Annotated in this window: 19 protein-coding genes; 9 read left to right on the forward strand and 10 right to left on the reverse strand. The window is 55.6% G+C overall.

Annotated features, from left to right (window positions below; all coding sequences use genetic code 11):
• Window positions 1-7: 7 nt before the first annotated feature.
• From ABCO64_RS07295 to ABCO64_RS07305, 3 genes are read left to right on the forward strand one after another with little or no spacing between them, the layout of a single operon-like run.
• Window positions 8-1,372: an MBL fold metallo-hydrolase gene (locus tag ABCO64_RS07295; RefSeq protein WP_253459877.1), complete on the forward strand. Its 1,365-nt coding sequence runs from the start codon at window positions 8-10 to the stop codon at window positions 1,370-1,372.
• Between the two features lie 23 nt (window positions 1,373-1,395).
• A complete protein-coding gene (locus tag ABCO64_RS07300; RefSeq protein ID WP_253459875.1) occupies window positions 1,396-1,920 on the forward strand; it encodes a YeeE/YedE thiosulfate transporter family protein in 525 nt (174 codons plus the stop codon).
• A 13-nt stretch (window positions 1,921-1,933) separates the two neighbouring features.
• Complete coding sequence (locus ABCO64_RS07305) at window positions 1,934-2,491, forward strand: DUF6691 family protein (protein WP_253459872.1); 558 nt, start codon at window positions 1,934-1,936, stop codon at window positions 2,489-2,491.
• Between the two features lie 29 nt (window positions 2,492-2,520).
• On the opposite strand, the gene ABCO64_RS07310 is transcribed toward ABCO64_RS07305, so the two are convergent.
• The 5 genes from ABCO64_RS07310 to ABCO64_RS07330 form a co-directional block, all read right to left on the reverse strand.
• Window positions 2,521-3,300, reverse strand: a complete 780-nt coding sequence (locus tag ABCO64_RS07310) for a class I SAM-dependent methyltransferase (RefSeq protein WP_253459870.1) — start codon at window positions 3,298-3,300, stop codon at window positions 2,521-2,523.
• A gap of 64 nt (window positions 3,301-3,364) precedes the next feature.
• On the reverse strand, window positions 3,365-4,543 hold the full coding sequence (locus ABCO64_RS07315; protein WP_253459867.1) for an aconitase X: 1,179 nt from the start codon (window positions 4,541-4,543) through the stop codon (window positions 3,365-3,367).
• Window positions 4,543-5,787: a UbiD family decarboxylase gene (locus tag ABCO64_RS07320; RefSeq protein WP_253459864.1), complete on the reverse strand. Its 1,245-nt coding sequence runs from the start codon at window positions 5,785-5,787 to the stop codon at window positions 4,543-4,545. Before ABCO64_RS07320 ends, ABCO64_RS07315 begins: the two co-directional genes overlap by 1 nt.
• The gene (locus tag ABCO64_RS07325; protein WP_253459862.1) at window positions 5,780-6,331 is read right to left on the reverse strand and encodes a UbiX family flavin prenyltransferase; all 552 of its coding nucleotides are present in this window, start codon (window positions 6,329-6,331) and stop codon (window positions 5,780-5,782) included. The genes ABCO64_RS07320 and ABCO64_RS07325 overlap by 8 nt, the downstream gene beginning before the upstream one ends.
• Window positions 6,332-6,348: 17 nt before the next feature.
• Window positions 6,349-7,548: an HD domain-containing protein gene (locus ABCO64_RS07330; protein WP_253459860.1), complete on the reverse strand. Its 1,200-nt coding sequence runs from the start codon at window positions 7,546-7,548 to the stop codon at window positions 6,349-6,351.
• A gap of 147 nt (window positions 7,549-7,695) precedes the next feature.
• Between ABCO64_RS07330 and cofD the strand changes: the two genes are divergently transcribed.
• The gene (cofD, locus tag ABCO64_RS07335) at window positions 7,696-8,598 is read left to right on the forward strand and encodes a 2-phospho-L-lactate transferase (protein WP_253459857.1); all 903 of its coding nucleotides are present in this window, start codon (window positions 7,696-7,698) and stop codon (window positions 8,596-8,598) included.
• Window positions 8,599-8,682: 84 nt separating this feature from the next.
• Complete coding sequence (locus tag ABCO64_RS07340) at window positions 8,683-9,861, forward strand: HEAT repeat domain-containing protein (protein ID WP_253459852.1); 1,179 nt, start codon at window positions 8,683-8,685, stop codon at window positions 9,859-9,861.
• Between the two features lies 1 nt (window position 9,862).
• Here the strand turns inward: ABCO64_RS07340 and ABCO64_RS07345 are convergent, their stop codons facing one another.
• From ABCO64_RS07345 to ABCO64_RS07355, 3 genes are read right to left on the reverse strand one after another with little or no spacing between them, the layout of a single operon-like run.
• Window positions 9,863-10,465 (reverse strand): DUF2179 domain-containing protein, encoded by a 603-nt coding sequence (locus tag ABCO64_RS07345; RefSeq protein ID WP_253459850.1) that lies wholly within the window; start codon window positions 10,463-10,465, stop codon window positions 9,863-9,865.
• Window positions 10,466-10,511: 46 nt separating this feature from the next.
• Window positions 10,512-11,057 carry a pyruvoyl-dependent arginine decarboxylase gene (locus ABCO64_RS07350; protein ID WP_253459847.1) on the reverse strand — a complete coding sequence of 182 codons (546 nt, stop codon included), beginning with the start codon at window positions 11,055-11,057 and terminating at the stop codon, window positions 10,512-10,514.
• Window positions 11,058-11,062: 5 nt separating this feature from the next.
• Complete coding sequence (locus ABCO64_RS07355; protein ID WP_253459844.1) at window positions 11,063-11,950, reverse strand: MBL fold metallo-hydrolase; 888 nt, start codon at window positions 11,948-11,950, stop codon at window positions 11,063-11,065.
• A gap of 62 nt (window positions 11,951-12,012) precedes the next feature.
• On the opposite strand from ABCO64_RS07355, the gene ABCO64_RS07360 reads away from it, so the two are divergent.
• The 4 genes from ABCO64_RS07360 (at window position 12,013) to ABCO64_RS07375 (ending at window position 16,112) form a co-directional block, all read left to right on the forward strand.
• Window positions 12,013-13,206, forward strand: coding sequence for a hypothetical protein (locus ABCO64_RS07360; protein ID WP_253459841.1), 1,194 nt, complete (start codon window positions 12,013-12,015; stop codon window positions 13,204-13,206).
• 8 nt (window positions 13,207-13,214) lie between these two features.
• Window positions 13,215-13,757 carry a ribonucleotide reductase N-terminal alpha domain-containing protein gene (locus ABCO64_RS07365; RefSeq protein ID WP_343089311.1) on the forward strand — a complete coding sequence of 181 codons (543 nt, stop codon included), beginning with the start codon at window positions 13,215-13,217 and terminating at the stop codon, window positions 13,755-13,757.
• Window positions 13,758-13,898: 141 nt separating this feature from the next.
• Complete coding sequence (gene aspS, locus ABCO64_RS07370) at window positions 13,899-15,191, forward strand: aspartate--tRNA(Asn) ligase (RefSeq protein WP_253459995.1); 1,293 nt, start codon at window positions 13,899-13,901, stop codon at window positions 15,189-15,191.
• Window positions 15,192-15,200: 9 nt separating this feature from the next.
• Entirely contained in the window at window positions 15,201-16,112 is a 912-nt protein-coding gene (locus ABCO64_RS07375; RefSeq protein ID WP_253459832.1) for a methionine synthase, read from the forward strand.
• Between the two features lie 72 nt (window positions 16,113-16,184).
• Here the strand turns inward: ABCO64_RS07375 and ABCO64_RS07380 are convergent, their stop codons facing one another.
• The gene (locus ABCO64_RS07380) at window positions 16,185-16,763 is read right to left on the reverse strand and encodes an RAD55 family ATPase (protein ID WP_253459829.1); all 579 of its coding nucleotides are present in this window, start codon (window positions 16,761-16,763) and stop codon (window positions 16,185-16,187) included.
• A gap of 239 nt (window positions 16,764-17,002) precedes the next feature.
• Window positions 17,003-18,526 (reverse strand): class I adenylate-forming enzyme family protein, encoded by a 1,524-nt coding sequence (locus ABCO64_RS07385; RefSeq protein ID WP_253459826.1) that lies wholly within the window; start codon window positions 18,524-18,526, stop codon window positions 17,003-17,005.
• Window positions 18,527-18,574: the final 48 nt, after the last annotated feature.

The raw sequence follows: 18,574 nt of genomic DNA on the forward strand, positions 1-18,574 counted from the left end.
AGAGCCTATGATCATCCAGCAGTTTTTCGTGCCCGGCATCGCCCACAGCTCATACATTGTTGCCGGGAACAGGAAATGTGCCGTCATCGACCCTTGCCGTGATGTCGGACCGTATATCGAGTATGCATCGCAGAACGGACTTCAGATAACGCATATCCTTGAGACACACCTTCATGCAGACTTCATCTCAGGCCATCTCGATCTGGCTGAACTGACTGGTGCGACAATCTATGCCCCGAAATCCGGAAAATGCGCTTTTCCGCATAAAGCAGTCGCAGAAGGAGACGAGATTCTGGTAGAGGATATCCGGTTTTCTGTGATCGATACCGCAGGCCATACGCCTGAACATATCTGCTATATCGCAGCCGATCTCGGCCGTGGGGAGAGCCCGGTTGCCCTCTTCTCAGGCGACACCCTCTTTGTCGGGGATGTCGGGAGGCCGGATCTCTTCCCCGGACAATCAGTTGAGCTTGCATCATCTCTCTATGAGAACCTGCATACAAAGATCATGACACTCCCAGACGAAGTCGAGGTCTATCCGGCGCACGGGATGGGATCCCTCTGCGGGAGGGCGATGGCGGCAAAGCGGACAAGCACCATCGGGTACGAGAAGAAATACAATTATGCCCTCAATATCGCGACAAAAGAGGAGTTCATCCACGCCCTCACTTCAGACATGCCTGCTGCACCCGACCACTTTGCCCGCTGTTCCGAGATCAACAGGACAGGACCTGCCCTGATGCGGACACTTGATCAGCCCGGACCAGTTGATCCAAAACCATTTCTGGAAAAGATCCAAAGCGGCGCTCTCCTCCTGGATACACGGAGCTATCCAGCCTTCTCAGGGCTGCATATCCCGGATGCCTGGCATATCGATCTCTCCGGGAACTTTGCCACGCAGGCGGGCTGGGTGCTCCCTCCTGAGAGGGAGATTCTCCTGGTTGTTGAGGAGAAACGGCAGGCAGAAGAGGCAGCGCTCCAGCTCAGGCGGGTTGGGTTTGACAGAATCAGCGGATTCCTCAGCGGTGGGATGCTTGCCTGGGGTACAGCCGCACTCCCGGTGAGCCGGGTGCCGGTGCTATCGCCTGAAGAGGCTGATGCAGAGGTCAAATCCGGCACAGCAACCCTGATAGATGTCCGGTCCCAGGAGGAGTGGGATGCTGCCCATGCCGAAAAGTCGATCCATATCCCCTGGCATGATCTCAGAATACGGTATGAGGAACTCGATGCAGAGGGATCATATATCGTGATGTGCCGGGGCGGCCAGCGTGCCAGTATCGCTGCAAGCATCCTGAAGATGAAACAAATTGAAAGGGTCGCAAACCTCGGCGGCGGCTACACCGCATACAGCCGGGCCGGGTTTGCACCCTAGAATATCAGTGAGTGAGGGTTCCTATGCTTGAATGGTTCACAGCGGCGACCTGGTCGCCCTATATCGTCGGGGCGGGGATTGGTGTTCTGATATGGTTCACCTTCCTCCTCTCTGACCGGCCCCTTGGGGCATCGACAGCCTATGCAAAGACCGCCGGGATGGTTGAGACGGCTCTCTCACGGGAGAAGGCAGAATCCATGCCCTATTACCAGAAGTTCACGCCGACTGTTGACTGGCAGTGGATCCTTGTTATCGGGATAGTCATCGGCGCCTTTCTCTCGGCGGTTCTCTCAGGCACATTCTCGGTGATCACGGTGCCGCCGCTCTTTGCAGGGGCGTTTGGGACAGATATGATCTTCCGGGGGATAGTCGCGCTTGCAGGCGGCATCCTGATGGGGCTTGGCGCCCGGTGGGCAGGCGGCTGCACCTCCGGCCACGGCATATCCGGGACACTCCAGTTATCGCTTGCAAGCCTGGTTGCTGCAATCTGCTTCTTTGCAGGGGGCATCCTGGTCGCCGGGATGATCTATGGGTTCACATTCATCTGAGGAGGGAAAGAGAATGGGTTTTGATGAACTGAGATCCAATAAAAGTGCCCAGGTTCTCCTCGGGCTCTTCTTCGGCATCATATTCGGCTTCCTCCTCCATAAAGGCGGGGTGACACAGTATGACGTGATACTCGGCCAGCTCCTCCTCACCGACTTCACGGTTGTGAAGGTGATGCTCTCGGCTGTTCTGGTTGGGATGATCGGGATCCATATACTGAAGGCAGCAGGGCTTGTCAGGCTCCATTACAAGGTGGGATCTGCTGGAGCCACCATTCTCGGCGGCCTGATCTTCGGCGCCGGGTTTGCGATCCTCGGATACTGTCCGGGTACGGTCGCAGGCGCGGTGGGTTCAGGTGCAGCTGATGCACTCATCGGCGTAATCGGTATTGTGATCGGGGCTGCAGTCTTTGCCCGCTTCTACCCGGTACTTGACCGGAACATCCTGAACAAGGGCGTCTTCCCGGCCGAGACGATCCCGGAGCTCCTGGGGGTTCGGCCGGGTATCATTGTCGCAGTCTTTTCGATCTGTATTGTCGGGATACTGTACGTGCTCAGGATGATCGGATTCTGAGATGAGAAAAAAAATGAGAACGGGGGGAGCTAGTTCCGTCTTCCCTCGATCTCAATTCCTGCTACCGGGATGGTTGCGCCACTCTCCCCGGACTGGTGGTACAGCGTTTGATATATCCCCATCAGTGCCGAGACGAACTGGTCAGAGACACTCCGATCGAGACGTGAGACGAGCGGGTGCCAGGTCTTCTCCACCCATGCAGCAAACGATGATTCATCAGGAAACGTGAGCAGGCGCTCTATTCTCTCAAGGCTGAGAAGATAGAACCCTGCATCTTCGCAGAGCTCCATTGCCTCATCCTCGGTCACCAGGGAATATGGGAAGGAATACTCCCTGAAGTACCCACTCCATGCCGGATCGTTCAGGAGGGCGGATATCTCCCTGACCACCTCTTCTGACAGGCCGTCTGCATCCAGCCAGATAAGGATACGCCCCTCGGGAGAGAGGGCTGTATAGAGAGCCTCATATGCTTTTTTCGGATTCACTGCCCAGTTTAATGCATACTGGGAGAAGATGGTATCAAACTCTCCAGAAAAGTGCATCTTTTCAATATCTGATGCAATGAACGTGATATTCTGGTACCGGTTACGGAGGAAGAGGTCACCCGGATCCCGGGTAAGTCCAGGAGACAGACCCACCACGCTGCCTCTCGACAGGCATGCAGCAAGTGCAGCAGTCTCCAACGCATCAGCCGATCCGCAGTGCAGAAGCCGTTCATGCCCTTTCAGGGCGAGCCGCAGGATTGCCTTCCGGAACAGTACTTCCGGTGTAATCGTCTGTGGCAGGTTGTCCCCTTCAATCTGATACATGCTCTTTCAGACCAGTTATCTGCAAGCAGGAACCATAAAGGGGTAGCCTCCCTGTTTGCCCACGTCACTCTGTGGCGACCCTGACACACTCCTCAATTGTCCCAAGTCGTGGAACAACCCCGCACATCGCCGGAAGATAGGTGAATGCCTTGCCGGAGTTGGTCATCACCGATCCAAGCCGGTCCGTTGCCGGTGAGACGACCATGCAGGTATCCGCATAAACCCGTGCACCGGACTTATCAATTGTCATGACGAGATCGCGGTGCTCTTTCATCATCTCTTCTGAAACAAAGACAAAAAACTCTTTTTTAACCTTTTTCCCGGAGAGGAGAGCAGCAAGGGATCTCAGTTCATCTTCAGAGAGGTGCGGACATCCAACAGCGATTGCATTCACCTCTGTCTCAGAGAAGACCTCATGCACATCTGCAACTGAAAGCGATATCGTCTCGGTATCTGCAGATAACGACTGTTTGATAAACGGCACTCTCGTCTCCGGGGTGATGCCTTCCACATGGAAGAGGGCGACTGCTCCTGTTGCTGCCATCGCAGCCCCAAGCGCCTTGAGGCGGTCGCGGTTCCCCCTGATACCACGGAAGTATGGAATCCGGTTTCCTGCCTCTTTCCCGGCAAGATACCCAAGCGCTCCATATTCTGCTATACCCCACTCTTTTGCAGCATCCGGATCATCCAGTTCGATGATGAGATCGGGTATCCGGTTCTTCATGATATGAAGGCCGTACTCCGGCGTCTTCCCTATCAGTGCAGAGGCAAGCGCAGACGGACCCCCCTCGCGGTTTGTCCGTGCGCCGAGAACCGAGTTCGCATAGGCAACCGCTGAGGATTCTGACCAGGCAAGGTGATCCCCATACTGCACGATCTGGTGGTAGTAGGGGGTGCAGGTGCAGGTGAGGCGGATGCCAAGCCGCCTGTAGGCATTGAGGATCTCCTGCTGTTTCGCCGCAAAATGTTCGTCAATCCCCATCTCGCTCCACTGCTCCCGCGGCATCCCGATCGGGTTCAGGAAGGAGGGGACAACCGCACGTGCGTCAAGGCCTTCGAGCCATTCGAGGCCTGCATCGCCGATGGTCTTATACGAGGCTCCGCTCACCTGGACACTCGAGACCGGGATGAGGCGTTCTGCATCGTAGATCTTTCCAAGTGCGATTAATATCTCAAGCATCATCCGTGGCGTCTCGCCGTATTCTCCATTCAGTACCTCTTCATCAGATCTATCCAGCTCCATTATGCATCCCATCCTGCCCTGACATATTCTTCTTCTTTTCCGGCGGGAATCGTCGCATCCACACCGACTTTCACGTTCAGCCCGTCAGCAATCCTTGACGGATCAAGGGACGAGCCACGGACACCGGGGATGATCATGATATCCCGGTCGCCACGGACACGGGTTGCTATTGCAAACTCGACATCCCCGGGATCGTGGATCGCGATATCGCAGTCGACGACACAGACATGCTTCAGCGATGTATGTGCAGCAAATGCCGCCATGATCGCGTTTTTCCCGTCTCCTTCAGTCTGTTTCTCTATCTGCACCACCGCATGGAGATAGCCTGCACCCCCCGGGGTCAGGAGGACGTCGCGCACCTTCGTCACCCCTGCAACCGACTGGTAGATCCGGGGCTCATACGGCGCTCCCATCAGGAGACGGTGCTCTGCACCTGCCGGCATGATCCCATGATAGATCGGATCCGGCCTCTTTGCGATCCCGGTGATCTCGATCACCGGCTGGCTCCGGACGGGATCATAGGTTCCCGTAATATCCACAAACGGCCCTTCTGTCGCGGTTTTGTCGGTGAGATACCCTTCGAGGATATATTCTGCCTCTGGTACGCAGACACCATTCTGGAGAGTCTGGACCCGGAGCTCGCCGCCCATCAGTTCGGCTGCATATGCAAGTTCTTTTCCCTCGGGAACACGGGTGCATGAGGCGAAGGTGACAGCAGGATGAACACCTATTGCTATCCCGACCGGCAGTTTCTCCCCGGCACTGCAGGCAGACCTCTGAAGCTGGTAGGTGTGCCTCCCCTCGACAATCCGGGCAGTAAGCCGATCTTTGCCGGTCACCAGCATCCTGTGGATTGCGGCATTCTCAACCCCTCCAAACGAGGAGAAGACGATCCCGGCGGTGATGTAGGGTCCTGCATCCAGTGGAAAATGGGTCAGGACAGGAATCTGCCCGAGATCCGGGGTATGGGTTGGAAGGGTACCTTCCTCAACAACCCTGCCGTCATACCTGCACCTGGCAAGTGCGGGAACCATGGCTGCCGGATCAACACCGAGGGCAAGTGCCAGTGTCTCCCGTGTTGCGGTGACATTCATCACACCGCGGCTGCCGCCTCCGAACTTATGGAAAAAAAGCGGCTTATCGGTTGATTTTGCCATCTTCGCTGCTTCAAAGACAAGACCGGTCTCTTCCTCCACATCAATGAGGAGATCCCGCTCACGCAGCTCTTCGATAAAGTCACGCATGGTATCCGCTCCATCGCGAGCCAACAGTATGATCGATTCTGAGATGATCCAAAACACGCTGGACGATCATATCGGCAAGATCCTCGATTCCACCTGGATTCTGGTAGAATGGAGGTGATGCGGGGAGGATAACAGCACCTGCATCATGTGCGGCAAGCATGTTGGTGAGATGAACCCTTGAATACGGTGTCTCCCTCGGGACAAGGATCAGCGGCCGCCGCTCTTTCAAACAGACATCAGCGGCCCTTCCGATTAAGGAATCTGATATGCCATGCGCAATCCCGCCAAGCGTCTTCATCGAACAGGGGATGATGACCATCCCGTCAAACCGAAACGATCCGCTTGCAATTGCGCTTGCGAGATCTGCGTTCTCTTCGTGGATACAGTGGTAGTCCGCAAACGAGATCCCTTCAAGTCCTGCTATCATCTCAGCTGTCTCACTTATGATCAGGTGCACCCGGCACTCCTTCTCAAGAACAGCAAGCAGCCTGGCGGCATAGATCATCCCGCTTGCACCTGTCACTCCAATGACCAGTTCTTTCATCGCATCTTCCCCTTCCTTTACTCTGTTTCTATTGGGAGCTTATCTTGTTTTGTCGGGGGCCGTACGTTCAGCACCCCGGCTGCTGCCCGGGCGACGGCATCCTCAAGGCCATGCGGGCAATAGATTCCAAGCCGCCACTGTGAACGCCTGATCTCGTTCATGCCCCTGATTAAAGGCGAGATCTCCTCGATTGATATGACGTCATGGCGGTTCTGTACATAGACCTCCATCACCATATCCTCGGGAAACTCCGGGATATCCACACAGACCTCATGCGGCAGAACACCTGCACACTCAGCAATCTCTTCTGCAAGCCGCATGGATTCACGGAGATCCGGCTGCGGTATACGGAGACGGTTAATCGAGCCGACCCCGACATACACCGCACGCTTGTAGAGTTTTCTCGTCAGCAGGCTTTTGATAATCGATCTCGTGACGAAACTATCTGATTCCCGGAAAGCTGTTACACATGCGGGATCATCCATCAGGATCAGGGATTGTGGATCACCACCATGGTCGCAATGATCCAGTGCCGCTACCAGAAACATCCGCTCAGCAATCCTTGAGACATGGTGGTAATAGACAGACGGCCTCATCAGTGTCCGGGCAACCAGGAGAGATTCTGCTGCCTGGACACCTGACTCATCAAGGACAGGGCCTTTTTCCGAGAGGAAGATGCTCCTGATGATCCTGCTCGAGTCAACCGAGCCATAGGGAACACCGGTATAATGTGCATCCCGCCTGAGGTAGTCCATCCGGTCCACATCCAGCTCACCATGAATGACCCCTGCAAGCGGGTGCGTGCCATCAATAACCCCGGCAACCTCCCCGGGATCAGCTCCAAGGCGGGTGAGAGCACGGGATGTTTCGGCATCTTCAAGGAGATGGTCAACCCGGTCATGGCCATGACCGAAGAAAGCCCGGATCAGCGGCTCGATTGCATGCGAAAACGGCCCGTGGCCGATATCATGGAGAAGAGCCGCTGCCCTCAGGAGCCGTGACTCATCATCATGCAGGCAGAGACGGGTGCAGAGCTGTCCGGCAAGGTGCATCGTCCCGAGTGCATGTTCGAACCGGGTATGGTTGGCACCCGGATAGACCAGAAACGAGAAGCCGAGCTGGCGGATCATCCGGAGACGCTGGATGGCAGGTATGTCAAGGAGGGATCGGATCTCCTGGTTCACCTCAATATCGCCATGGACCGGATCCTTGATCATCTTCGGCCTCTCCAGGGGGTCTCCCTCTGTTCTGCCAGTATGCATGCACCTGATCTATGATGCATGAGATTTATTATATATCCCCTTCCCCAAAATTACGGGTAGTTTCCGACAATCTTAAACAGATCTGACATAGAGGTGATCAGTATGATCACGCTCCTCTCAGGCGGAACAGGAACCCCGAAGCTGCTCCAGGGCATCCGCCAGATCGAAAACGATCCCGATATCTCTGTCATCGTCAATACCGCAGAGGATATCTGGGTATCGGGAAACCATCTCTCACCTGATATCGATACGGTTCTGTACCTCTTTGCCGGTATCCTGAATACCGAGACCTGGTGGGGGATCCGGGGCGACAGTTTTGAGACCAACCGGTACCTGGAGCGGATCGGTCTGCCGGAATCGATCGCAATCGGTGACCGGGACCGGGCTGTCCATATCGCACGCGGCGAACTGCTCAGGCAAGGAAAGACACTCACAGAGGCAACAGACGCAACTGGAGCAGCACTCGGCGTCCAGGCGCGGGTGCTGCCGATGTGTGACACGCCTGTTGCAACCTGCGTCGCAGCAGAGACCGGGCCGATGCATTTCCAGGAGTACTGGGTGAAGCACCGGGGCAATGTCCGGATATCCGGGATCATCCGGCAGGCTGAGACGCCCCCTGTTGCAACCGAGGCTTCTATCGATGCAATTCAGCGAAGCGAAGCGGTGATCATCGGGCCGTCAAACCCCGTCACCAGCATCGGGCCGATCCTTGAGTGCAGAGGGATGCGTGAGGCGCTTGCTGAAGCCTTTGTCATTGCGGTCAGCCCCTTTATCGGGAGCAGGCCAATCTCTGGTCCTGCTGCCGCACTGATGGAAGCCTGGGGAAAAACTCCTGATTCCCGGGGGACACGTGAAGCCTACGGCGATATCGTCGATATCTTTGTCCAGGATACCCGTGACGAGATCGAGGTGGGCGGCAGCCTCAGGCTCGATACCATGATGACCGGGATTCGGCAGAGCGAATCACTCGCCTGGGACCTCCTCTCGCTTGTCCGTGCCCGATAGGCTCCACAATTTGTTTGAAAAATCAATGCGGGAGGGCTTTATATATCATGGTTCAACAGATACACGGTAGAGAGAGGTAGCATAATGGGTTTCTTGAAAGGGCTCAGATCCCGTTTCGGCAGGGGCAGAAAGACTGTTGAGGATGAGGCAGACGCTGAAGAGCACCTGCCCCGCATTTCACTGGACGATTCACTTGGAAGTCCCGATCCAGAGGTTCGGATCCATGCAATACATGCGATCAGCGAGATCGGGGCTGCAGCGGTTCCGCTCCTGATTGACGCACTCAGGGATGAAAGCTGGAGGGTCAGGAGAGCAGCGGCATCAGGACTTGGAAAGATTGGTGAACCCGCAATTCAGCCCATGATCAAGGCTTTTGAGGGTGCGAGAACCGATGTCAGGAGGGAGTTGATCCGGGCACTTGGTATTGCAGGAGACCGGGCATTCCCATCCCTTGCCGCTGCCCTTGACGATCCAGACAGCGGGATCAGATCAGGAGCAGTCTCTGCGATTGCATTGACAAAAGCCGGTAATCGGGGAGACGCGCTCCAAAAAGCACTACATGATCCCGATCCCGGTGTCAGGGCAGCTGCCGCAGCAGCGTTTGGATACCTCCCCGGCGAACAGGCGATGCCGGTGCTCAAAAATCTCCTCTCCGACCCCGTGGAGGAGGTTCGGACCGCTGCGGTATCTGCTGCCATCCGGATTGGAAAGCCGGCAGTTCCCCCTCTTCTTGCGCAACTGCCCGAAACTGATCCCGCGTTCAGGGAGTCTGTTGAGCAGGCGCTGATCGGGATAGGAACAGCTGGCCGATCAGATGTTGTCACGCTTCTTCGCCACCAGGATCCGGCAATACGTGAATCCGGTGTCCGGATACTCGGCGGGATTGGTGATCTGAATACCGTCTCCCACCTCATCGGTGCGCTTGCCGACCCTGATCCCGAGGTCAGGAACTGCACCATTGCAGCACTTACAGGTTTTGGAAAAGCCGCGCTCCCCGAAGTCACAGCCGCATTTGAGAACGATAACCCCCGTATCCGGGAAGGGGCTATGGAGATCCTCGCAGGCATGGGTGATCCTGCTGTTCCCACCATGATCACCTATCTCTCACATGACGATCCGGTCATGAAAAAGCGTGCAGCAGTCGTGCTTGGTGAAATCGGAAACTACGAGGCACATGAGCCCCTCACCGATCTCATCCATGACAGCGATCCGGGTGTGCGACGGGTTGCATTTGAAGCGCTTGAGCAGATCAAGAGGCGGTAATTCACTTCTGTTTCCGCCTCACCTTCATTGCATTATACCGTGAGCTGAGAAAACCCTTTTTTTCAAGGGGAAATACCCCTTCTTTCACAGACCGGACATCCTCGACTGAATAGAATGCATTTGGATTGAAGTGTTTTATCTGGTTGATCACTTCAGTCAGGTGGGATCGTTTGATAACAAGGAAGATCAGTTTGACGTCACCGGTTGCACCTTCCGCATCTATCGAGGTGATTCCATAATTTTTCTGTTTTAGTGATTCAATGAGCTGTGTGGCATCACGGCTTGTGATCACCCTGACGATCACCTGCCCGATTGAGAGATGATCCTCAAGCAGTATCCCCAGATAGTTGCCAATGGCAAATCCAAGGCCGTATGCAATATAGGAGGCAGGGTTATCGAGGTTCTTCATGATCTCGCCGATGGCAAGAAGCCAGATGATCACCTCAAAAAAGCCGATTGCCGGTGCAAGGAAACGATACCCCCGGGCAACAAAGATGATCCGGATTGTCCCCATACTGACGTCGAGAATCCGGGCAAGAATGATTAAAGCGGGTATGATCACCCAGGTATAGAGATCAGTAAACGGTATACCCAGGATCTCCATATCCATATCACTCCAAAAACAGGCCTGGGGGGGTTGGGATCAGCTCTTACAGGACAAAGACTGCAGCTGCGATGACTGTCACCCATCTGCCGTCAGAATCTCCCTCTGCTGACTGGCAGATATGGGTTGTCTTGATGATCCTGCCGCTTGCTTTATAGATCTGTTCCCGTTCCTGCCATGCCTTGTCGGGATCAAACTCGATACCGAGGGTTGTTGCAAGCATTGTTGCTGCGAGATCTTCTGCATACTCACCGGAGACAAACGCGGTTTCTCCAAATGCGTGGTGCTCTGAGAGATAGCCGTATTCATTTGCCTCTTTGGGCAGGGCAAGCCCTATTGCTGAGGATAAAAGCCGGTTCGGCTCATTTGTCTCATTCCGGGCCATCACGCAGTAGACGATCTCACCTGCATTCAGCTCTTGTAGCCCCTCCTCGGGAGCCACAATTGTTGCATGGGGCGGGAAGATACTCGAGACATAGACAAGATTGTACTTCTCGATACCTGCTTTTCTGAGCGCCAGTTCAAATGATGCCAGCTTGTCCTTGTGGACACCGACACCCTTCGTAAAGAAAACCTTTGAGGGAACAACCATAACCATCATTCGTAGTGTCTGAAGTTTAAGGTTTGTCCATCAGTAATCTCACCCGAATCCCAGCACAGCCTGGTTCCAACACCAATTGGCGTGAGTATATGGTTCTGTTGGAGTGCGATTGCAGCAGGCATTCCGGTGCAGTGGCAGGGGTAGATGTCACCTACCCCTGATTGCGCGCACCACGCCGCCACCTCCCTGATCCTGGCTGAGTCAGCCTGGTAAAGATGGAGTCCACCAATTATTGCGGCAATTCTCTCATCCCCACAGATATGGCGCGCATGGCGAACTGTATTCTCGATACCGGCATGGGTGCACCCGCATATCAGGACAAGACCCCGGTCACTTCGGTAGACAAGACACGAATCCTCAATAACCGGATCAGGTTTTGGGCCTTCAGGCGATTCGATATATGCGCTGCTTTTCTGGATCCTGTCAGGATAATATCGTGGAATCTCTCCAAGAAACAAGAGGCGGGGGGTTATCAAAAGAGGTTTGTCTGTTAACGTAACCTCTCCAAAACGCCGGAGATACTCCGGGGAGAGGGGGCAGCCAACGGGAACTCCTTCTGCTGCAGTCTTTTGGGTAAAGGTTGCCGGGTGGGTGAGAAAGACCGGCCGGGTGATCCTTTTTTTGTCAGATGATGCCCGGATATGATATGCAGTAAGGTGGGGGAGCCCGCCTGTGTGATCGATATGGCCATGGGAGAGAACAATAGTGTCAGTTTCAAGAAGATTGATGCCCATTGCTTCTGCATTCTGAAGGAAGATGTCCGAGTACCCGCAGTCAAATAGTATCTTTGTATCGCCATCCTCGATAAAGAAGGAGAGGGCGGGCTCTCCGCGATAGTACCGATCGATCAGTGTGGTGTTCTCGACAAGGACAGAAAGCTGCATGATGGTATGGTAGGTCTCCCGGAGACGAAAGGCTCTTTGTTCTTCCGGCAGATGAAGTGTGTATGAGGTTGTGGGCTGTTGCCTCTCTTGCCCTGGCTCTTCTCCTGGTCCAGGCTGCCGCTGGATTCTTCGTCGATGATGCAGAGGGATTGCCTGACGGGTATCTTATTTCGGGTGAATTGCAGGAGATCGATCTCTGGATCAGTTTTCCAGGGTTTGATGATCCGGCGTTTCCATCAGGCGACAGGCTCATCCTGGAGACGGACCTGGTTAATCCCGCATGGAATGCGGATCTGAAGAGACATGGAGGGACGAGTACCCTCAGGCAGGAGAGACGAACCCGGGTTACCATCACGGGATGGGAACTGGCCTACCCTGCAGCTGATGGTATGATTCTGCATATCAGGCTCACCGGGATCATCCCGGACATGGAGTCTCCTAAAAAAATACAACTCCTCCGGATCCGCCAGATTGACGGGACCAGCCAGGTACGGCAAAACGGTGAGTATTCGATCTCCCAGATCGCTTCAAACCAGTCAGATCTGCCTTCAAAAACCCCACCTGCACCGGTTGTGGTTGAACCGCCACCTCCTGATCTCTCGGCCTTCACCGTCAGTTCCAGGTTAACAACTCCAACAGGTGATCTTGAGCCCGGAGAGACTGTAACCCTCCGTACACATCTCTCGTTTGACAGACTGACGCAGACGGCTTTTCCGCTCTCTGACACCCTCCGTCTCAGGACGAGTCTTTCCGATGCCAGGTGGGATGTCAGGATCAGTATACGTGGCGGGGAAAGCGTACGGGCCCCGGGGTGGGGCTATTTTTACTCGATTCCCGGGTTTGAACTCAGTTATCCGGCAAGAGACCGGGTCTCGGTCTCGGTTGCCGTGACGGGAGAGGTTCCTGAAGCAGCTGGCGGACCGCTTCTTGAGATCAGCCAGTGCGGGCCTGACGGCTATGCACGGGAAGGAGCAGTCTTCGCTCACCCGGCTGTGATCGCCGGATCTCACACCACAGAGCCGCCGGATACCATCGAGCCGACACCGACAGAGCCCCCCACCATCACTCCCACCCCAACTGAGGTGCCAGAACCGGTGCCACCGACACCCGTGCAGACACCCCTGCCCAGGCCGACACCGAAAGGCGAACTCTTTCCGGACGGCTTTTCCCTCAGTGCTCTTGGCGATCTCACCGCTGATCTGATCGACCATGCCAGGCTCTTTGTGGAACGGGTTACGTCCGTAGTCGGGGCGTGAACGGGTTTATGTCAGCCACCATGCGGGACCATATCCTGAAGAGCCGGTACCTGCTCCCTGGTGAAGAGACGTTCTCTGATCTCTGCCGGCGTGTTGCAGACGCTGTCGGAAGAGATGAGACCGAGCGAGAGGTTTTCTTCCGGATGTTGGAGCGGTGCCGGTTTCTTCCGAATTCACCGGCCCTGATGAATGCCGGAACCGCCAGCAGCCAGCTTGCAGCCTGTTTTGTCCTGCCGGTCGGATCAACAGTTCCTGAAATCTTTGAGAGTATGAAGCAGGGTGCAGTCATCCAGGTCTCAGGCGGGGTGCTCGGGATGTCGGCAGCAGGGGTTTCTTCAGCGCTTGCAAGCCTCCAGAGCAGCGCGCAGCAGGTCTCTCCCTCCAGCCGGCCGCAATGGTATGCAGGCCAGACGACCGGGATTGCATGGAGGAAGGAGCGTGGATATACCTGGAGTGGAGAACCAGGTGCTGATGGGTCCGTGGATCCGGATCTGCCACAACCCGATCCCGATGATGATTCAGATCCCCCGTATGGGAGGGATCAGGAGTAAGAGAAGAGAAGCGGGCCGCCTGTGAGTGACGTGTTTCAGATCTGGCGGGAGTTAAAGATCCAGGGAGCCACGTTTTCTCAAGAGAGAGACCCGGTGAGTAAACCCTTTTCACCTTCAAGGGCAGTACCAGTAATGGATTCTATGCGTATACCAGTAGCAGAGGTAACAGCCGATATGGAACGGGCCGCGATCGCCGGGTGGGTCCATGAAGAGCGGGATCTTGGTGGTCTTGCATTCTTCCTGGTACGTGATCGGACAGGGATCATCCAGGTGACTGTTCCAAAGAAGAAAGTCCCAGAAGAAGTTCTTAAAGCCATAAAAGAGGTCTCGCGTGAGTCTGTTGTCAGGGTTGAAGGAGTCGTCAAGGCCACAGAGAAGGCACCCGGGGGCCGCGAGCTGGTTCCCGAGACATTTGTGATCCTCGCAAAGGCAGCCTCCCCGCTTCCCCTTGATGTTGCCGAGAAGGTGCCTGCCGAGATCGATACCCGGCTCGATGCACGGTTCCTTGATGTCAGGCGGCCAAAGATCGCTTCTATCTTTGCGATCCGCTCACGCGTCATGGAGACGGTGCATTCTTTCCTCTTTCGTGAAGGGTTTCTGCATATCACCACCCCGAAGGTGGTTGCCGCAGCCACAGAGGGTGGAACCGAACTCTTCCCGATAGCATACTTTGAGAAAGAGGCGTTCCTGAGCCAGAGCCCGCAGCTGTATAAACAGATGATGATGTCGGCAGGATGTGAAAAAGTCTTTGAGATTGGGCCAATATTCCGGGCAGAAGAACATAACACCGTCCGGCACTTAAACGAGGCAACCTCAATTGATATCGAGGTCAGTTTTGCCGATCATGAGGATGTGATGCAGATCCTGGAGAGGATGATGCATGAGGTATACACCTCAGTTGCAGACGACTGTGGAAGCCACCTTGAGCACCTCGGTATCCGCGATCTTGAGATCCCGGGCAGAACACTCGCGAGGCTGCCCTATGCCGAGGCTATTGAGATTGCTGCTGAAAAGATCGAAGAGCCGATCCAGTACGGCGATGATCTCGGCACCGCATCGGAACGTGCAATCGGCGAAGAGATGGGGGAGCATTACTTTATTACCGAGTGGCCGACTGCCATCCGGCCGTACTATGCGATGCCGTCTGCAGCAGATGATTCAATCTGCAACGCATTTGACCTGATGCACCCAAAAATGGAGCTCTCATCAGGCGCACAGCGCTGCCATGTCTATGAGATCCTTGTCAGACAGCTCCAGGCAAAAGGGCTGTCTCCTGAGGGTTTTGAGTTTTATCTCAGGCCCTTCCAGTACGGGATGCCGCCGCATGCCGGATGGGGACTTGGTGCCGAGCGGCTCGTGATGACGATCTGCGGACTCCAGAATATCCGTGAAGCGGTCCTCTTCCCGCGGGATCGCCACCGTGTCACCCCATAGGTGACTATCATGACATCCAGGGCATTCACACCCGGCATCCTGATCCCAACAACTGTTGTCGGGAGCTTTCCGGCAGTTCCGGGAAGAGGGCTTGGTGCGCTCATTGACCCGTACCGGCATGCAGTGCAGTTTGCTGTCGCCGAACAGATCCGTGCCGGAATCGATATCATTTCTGACGGACAGGTCCGCGAAGGGATGATCCAGGCTTTCACTGGCAGTCTGCCCGGGATCAGGGATGACCAGGTGATCTCCCGTGTCGGTGCTGCTCCCGGCGGGATCACCGTGAAGGATACTGCATATGCGCTGACACAGGCAGCAGCTGTCAAGGGCATTCTCACCGGGCCGACATCGCTTGCCCATGCACTCAGGATCACAACACCCGGGTACCGGAACAGGGAAGAACTGGTCATGGACCTTGCTGCTGCTCTTGCCGCAGAAGCCCGGGCGCTTGCCGATACCGGCGTCTGTATCATCCAGGTGGATGAGCCGATCCTCTCAACAGGTGTTGCGGATCTACACACCGCAGTCGATGCAATCAAAATGATTGCTGAGAATGTTCCGGTTCCTCTCTGCCTGCATGTCTGCGGACCGCTTGGGGATATCATTGATCCGCTCCTCTCCCTCCCGATAGCAATCCTTGATTTCGAGGCTGCAACTGAGCCGGCAAACCTGGAGGTCTGCTCGGAGAAGGATCTCGGCGGGAAGATGATCGGCTGCGGGTGTGTTGCCTCTGCCGATCACGAGGTTGAGCCTGTTGACCTGATAAAAAGCCGGATCGAGAGGTGCATTGAGGTGTTTGGGCCTGAGAATATCCTGGTCGACCCGGACTGCGGACTCAGGATGCATACGCCGGAAGGGGCGTTTGCAAAACTTTCACGCCTCGGCGAGGCTGCACGGCTGGTGAGAAACGAACTGGAGTAAGGGGGTGAGCCTGACGATATGCCGCCATTTCAGGTTTATGTCGAACCAGGCGGCATGCCAGAGCAGCCTCCCTCAGACCACTCGTGATGTTGTCGAGAGCTCGATTCCGTCTGCTGAGATGATAAACGGTATGGTTCTGTCCGGGATCCTCATGCCGCGGAACTTCATGATCTGAAGCCTGCGTTCGATCTGGGACTGGTGAGTATCTGCATGAAGGGCGATGACGATATCCGCCTGCCTGAAGATGAGCAGTTCCTCTTGTTTTGGATGAATCCCTTCATACATCGTGCAGAGAAGGCAGCCCCCCTCTCTGCGGAAGGGTGCTGTTGCAACCGTCAGAAGCCGGAGTGCCTGGGTGATGCCGCGATCAAGGATCACCGTCGAGAGCGAGTCGAGTACCGCGGCATCGCCCCTGATATCATTTGCCAGATCCTCAATTGAGAGACCGGCTGCCGGGATCATCGCTTCTCCCGGCTCTTCATCAAGCACCAGGTAGACCCCGCCTGAAGCTTTGGCAAACTGGGCGGCAAACCTGTCCAGTCCGGAGAGAGGGGAGCCCCAAATGATGATCCGGGTGCCGTGGGGAAAGCCACCCCCGATAACCGGATCAAGCCCCGGAATGCCACTTTCTTTCATCTGGTATTCATTCATATCTGCACTTCCAGGAACCGGACTGTGATTTGGACAAAAAAAGCAGCCATTGAAAGCAAAGACAGAGGCAATTGTAGTAGAAAATCACCCACTGACCGCATGCCGGGTGCTGCCGTTCCAGGACCGGTATCACTGCATATCGATGGTCAGTCAAGGGGTATCAGCTTTTCCAGGGGGGGAGACTTCCGGGTGAGTGCACCGGATGACCGGCCAAAGACCCCCCTGAACGTTTCCCTGTACTATGCCTGGTCCATATATTCTTCCCTGAGTGTTTTTCTCATCAGTTTCCAGCCGTTTTTCCTTGGAAGAGAGGTTTGTATGATAATGTCCCGTGGCACCTTGTACCCGGCAAGGTGCTTTCGGCAGAAGGCTCTGATCTCGTCTGCTGCCAGTTCCACCCCCTCCTTTTGGATGACTGCCGCAACCGGTATCTCTCCTCGCCGGGTATCAGGCACCCCAAAGACAGCGGCATCGGCTATTGCCGGGTGACGGAGGAGGATATTCTCCACCTCGGTCGGGTAGATCTTCCACCCCGACATGATGATCATGTCTTTTTTCCGGTCCGTGACCATGAGCCTTCCTTCCGGATCGAGGCACCCTATATCGCCGGTCAAAAACCAGCCTGAGGGAAGGAAGGCTTCTTCTGTCTCTTTCTCCATGCCATAGTATCCAAGGGCGACTGCCGGGCCGCGGAGGGCAATCTCGCCTTCTTCTCCAGCCGGAAGTGTTTTTGTCGGATCATCGGTATCGACAATGCTGACCTCGGAGTACCCGACAGGATGTCCGACTGATCTGACCTGGTCACGGAGAGGATAGTCTGCTACACGGATCGCTGTGCCGGTGCCGACGACGATCGTCTCTGAGAGGCCGTATGCGTTCACGATCGGGATCCCAAACCGCTCGTAAAACGAGTGCCAGATCCCCGGATGAAGTGGGCCTCCGCCGGAGATGATAGCACGGACTGACCTGATCCGGTCTTCTGTGCCTGGCGGCTGGTCAAGGAGGGAGTGGATCACCGGCGGCATGCCTGCGAGGATAGTGACCCGGTACTCTTCTGCAAGCTGCAGGTACCGTTCAGGGTCGAACCGCTCCATCACGACGAAGGTGGCTCCCGCCTTCAGTGCCGCTATGCCCCATGAGATGCCGACATGGCCCATCGGGTAGATCCCAAGATAGACGTCGTCTGCAGTGAGAGCGAGGACGTCAGCCTCGGCATCCAGTGCCGCCATCCAGCCGCCATGCGTGAGCATCGCTCCTTTGGGGTTTCCGGTTGTTCCGGAGGTATACTGGATCTGGCAGAGATCAGTTGGCGAGCAGTTCACGGGGCTGTCATATACTCTTTTTCCCTCAGTATCCGGCCAGGCAGGGGTGCCACCTGGCGATTCTTTTATCCGGAGTATGGTGATGCCGGGTATCGTCTCTGCAATCATTGCCCCATCCGGATCAGTGATCAGAAACCGTGATCCCGAATTCGTGACCGCATAGAGAAGTTCGTCCCGGGTATGGGTTTTGTTTGTTGGAACCGCCACTGCCCCGATCCGCCATGCCGCAAAGTAGCTGATCAGGTATCCGGCGCTGCTCCCCAGGTACAAGACGATCCGATCACCCTTCCGAACACCCGAGGAGGAGAGGAGATCTCCAGCCGCTGATGCAGCATTCAGGAGATCACCCATGGTGTATGATTCGCCTGTTGCAGGGATGATCATGACGGGTTTTTTTGATCTGGCTGCTCCGATATCGAGGAATGCGGTGACATTTGGCATCTGATCGTCTCCAGTACTGGTCTCCAATGTGGAGGCGGATATATAAAA

The sequence above is a fragment of the Methanocalculus natronophilus genome (genome assembly GCF_038751955.1).
GTDB lineage: Archaea > Halobacteriota > Methanomicrobia > Methanomicrobiales > Methanocorpusculaceae > Methanocalculus > Methanocalculus natronophilus.

Bases quoted from the DNA above. Each gene is read 5' to 3' on its own strand.
- ABCO64_RS07295 (WP_253459877.1), top strand. From the start codon at position 8: ATGATCATCCAGCAGTTTTTCGTGCCCGGCATCGCCCACAGCTCATAC.
- ABCO64_RS07300 (WP_253459875.1), top strand. From the start codon at position 1,396: ATGCTTGAATGGTTCACAGCGGCGACCTGGTCGCCCTATATCGTCGGG.
- ABCO64_RS07305 (WP_253459872.1), top strand. From the start codon at position 1,934: ATGGGTTTTGATGAACTGAGATCCAATAAAAGTGCCCAGGTTCTCCTC.
- ABCO64_RS07310 (WP_253459870.1), bottom strand. From the start codon at position 3,300: ATGTATCAGATTGAAGGGGACAACCTGCCACAGACGATTACACCGGAA.
- ABCO64_RS07315 (WP_253459867.1), bottom strand. From the start codon at position 4,543: ATGGAGCTGGATAGATCTGATGAAGAGGTACTGAATGGAGAATACGGC.
- ABCO64_RS07320 (WP_253459864.1), bottom strand. From the start codon at position 5,787: ATGCGTGACTTTATCGAAGAGCTGCGTGAGCGGGATCTCCTCATTGAT.
- ABCO64_RS07325 (WP_253459862.1), bottom strand. From the start codon at position 6,331: ATGAAAGAACTGGTCATTGGAGTGACAGGTGCAAGCGGGATGATCTAT.
- ABCO64_RS07330 (WP_253459860.1), bottom strand. From the start codon at position 7,548: ATGATCAAGGATCCGGTCCATGGCGATATTGAGGTGAACCAGGAGATC.
- cofD (WP_253459857.1), top strand. From the start codon at position 7,696: ATGATCACGCTCCTCTCAGGCGGAACAGGAACCCCGAAGCTGCTCCAG.
- ABCO64_RS07340 (WP_253459852.1), top strand. From the start codon at position 8,683: ATGGGTTTCTTGAAAGGGCTCAGATCCCGTTTCGGCAGGGGCAGAAAG.
- ABCO64_RS07345 (WP_253459850.1), bottom strand. From the start codon at position 10,465: ATGGAGATCCTGGGTATACCGTTTACTGATCTCTATACCTGGGTGATC.
- ABCO64_RS07350 (WP_253459847.1), bottom strand. From the start codon at position 11,057: ATGGTTGTTCCCTCAAAGGTTTTCTTTACGAAGGGTGTCGGTGTCCAC.
- ABCO64_RS07355 (WP_253459844.1), bottom strand. From the start codon at position 11,950: ATGCAGCTTTCTGTCCTTGTCGAGAACACCACACTGATCGATCGGTAC.
- ABCO64_RS07360 (WP_253459841.1), top strand. From the start codon at position 12,013: ATGAGGTTGTGGGCTGTTGCCTCTCTTGCCCTGGCTCTTCTCCTGGTC.
- ABCO64_RS07365 (WP_343089311.1), top strand. From the start codon at position 13,215: ATGTCAGCCACCATGCGGGACCATATCCTGAAGAGCCGGTACCTGCTC.
- aspS (WP_253459995.1), top strand. From the start codon at position 13,899: ATGCGTATACCAGTAGCAGAGGTAACAGCCGATATGGAACGGGCCGCG.
- ABCO64_RS07375 (WP_253459832.1), top strand. From the start codon at position 15,201: ATGACATCCAGGGCATTCACACCCGGCATCCTGATCCCAACAACTGTT.
- ABCO64_RS07380 (WP_253459829.1), bottom strand. From the start codon at position 16,763: ATGAATGAATACCAGATGAAAGAAAGTGGCATTCCGGGGCTTGATCCG.
- ABCO64_RS07385 (WP_253459826.1), bottom strand. From the start codon at position 18,526: ATGCCAAATGTCACCGCATTCCTCGATATCGGAGCAGCCAGATCAAAA.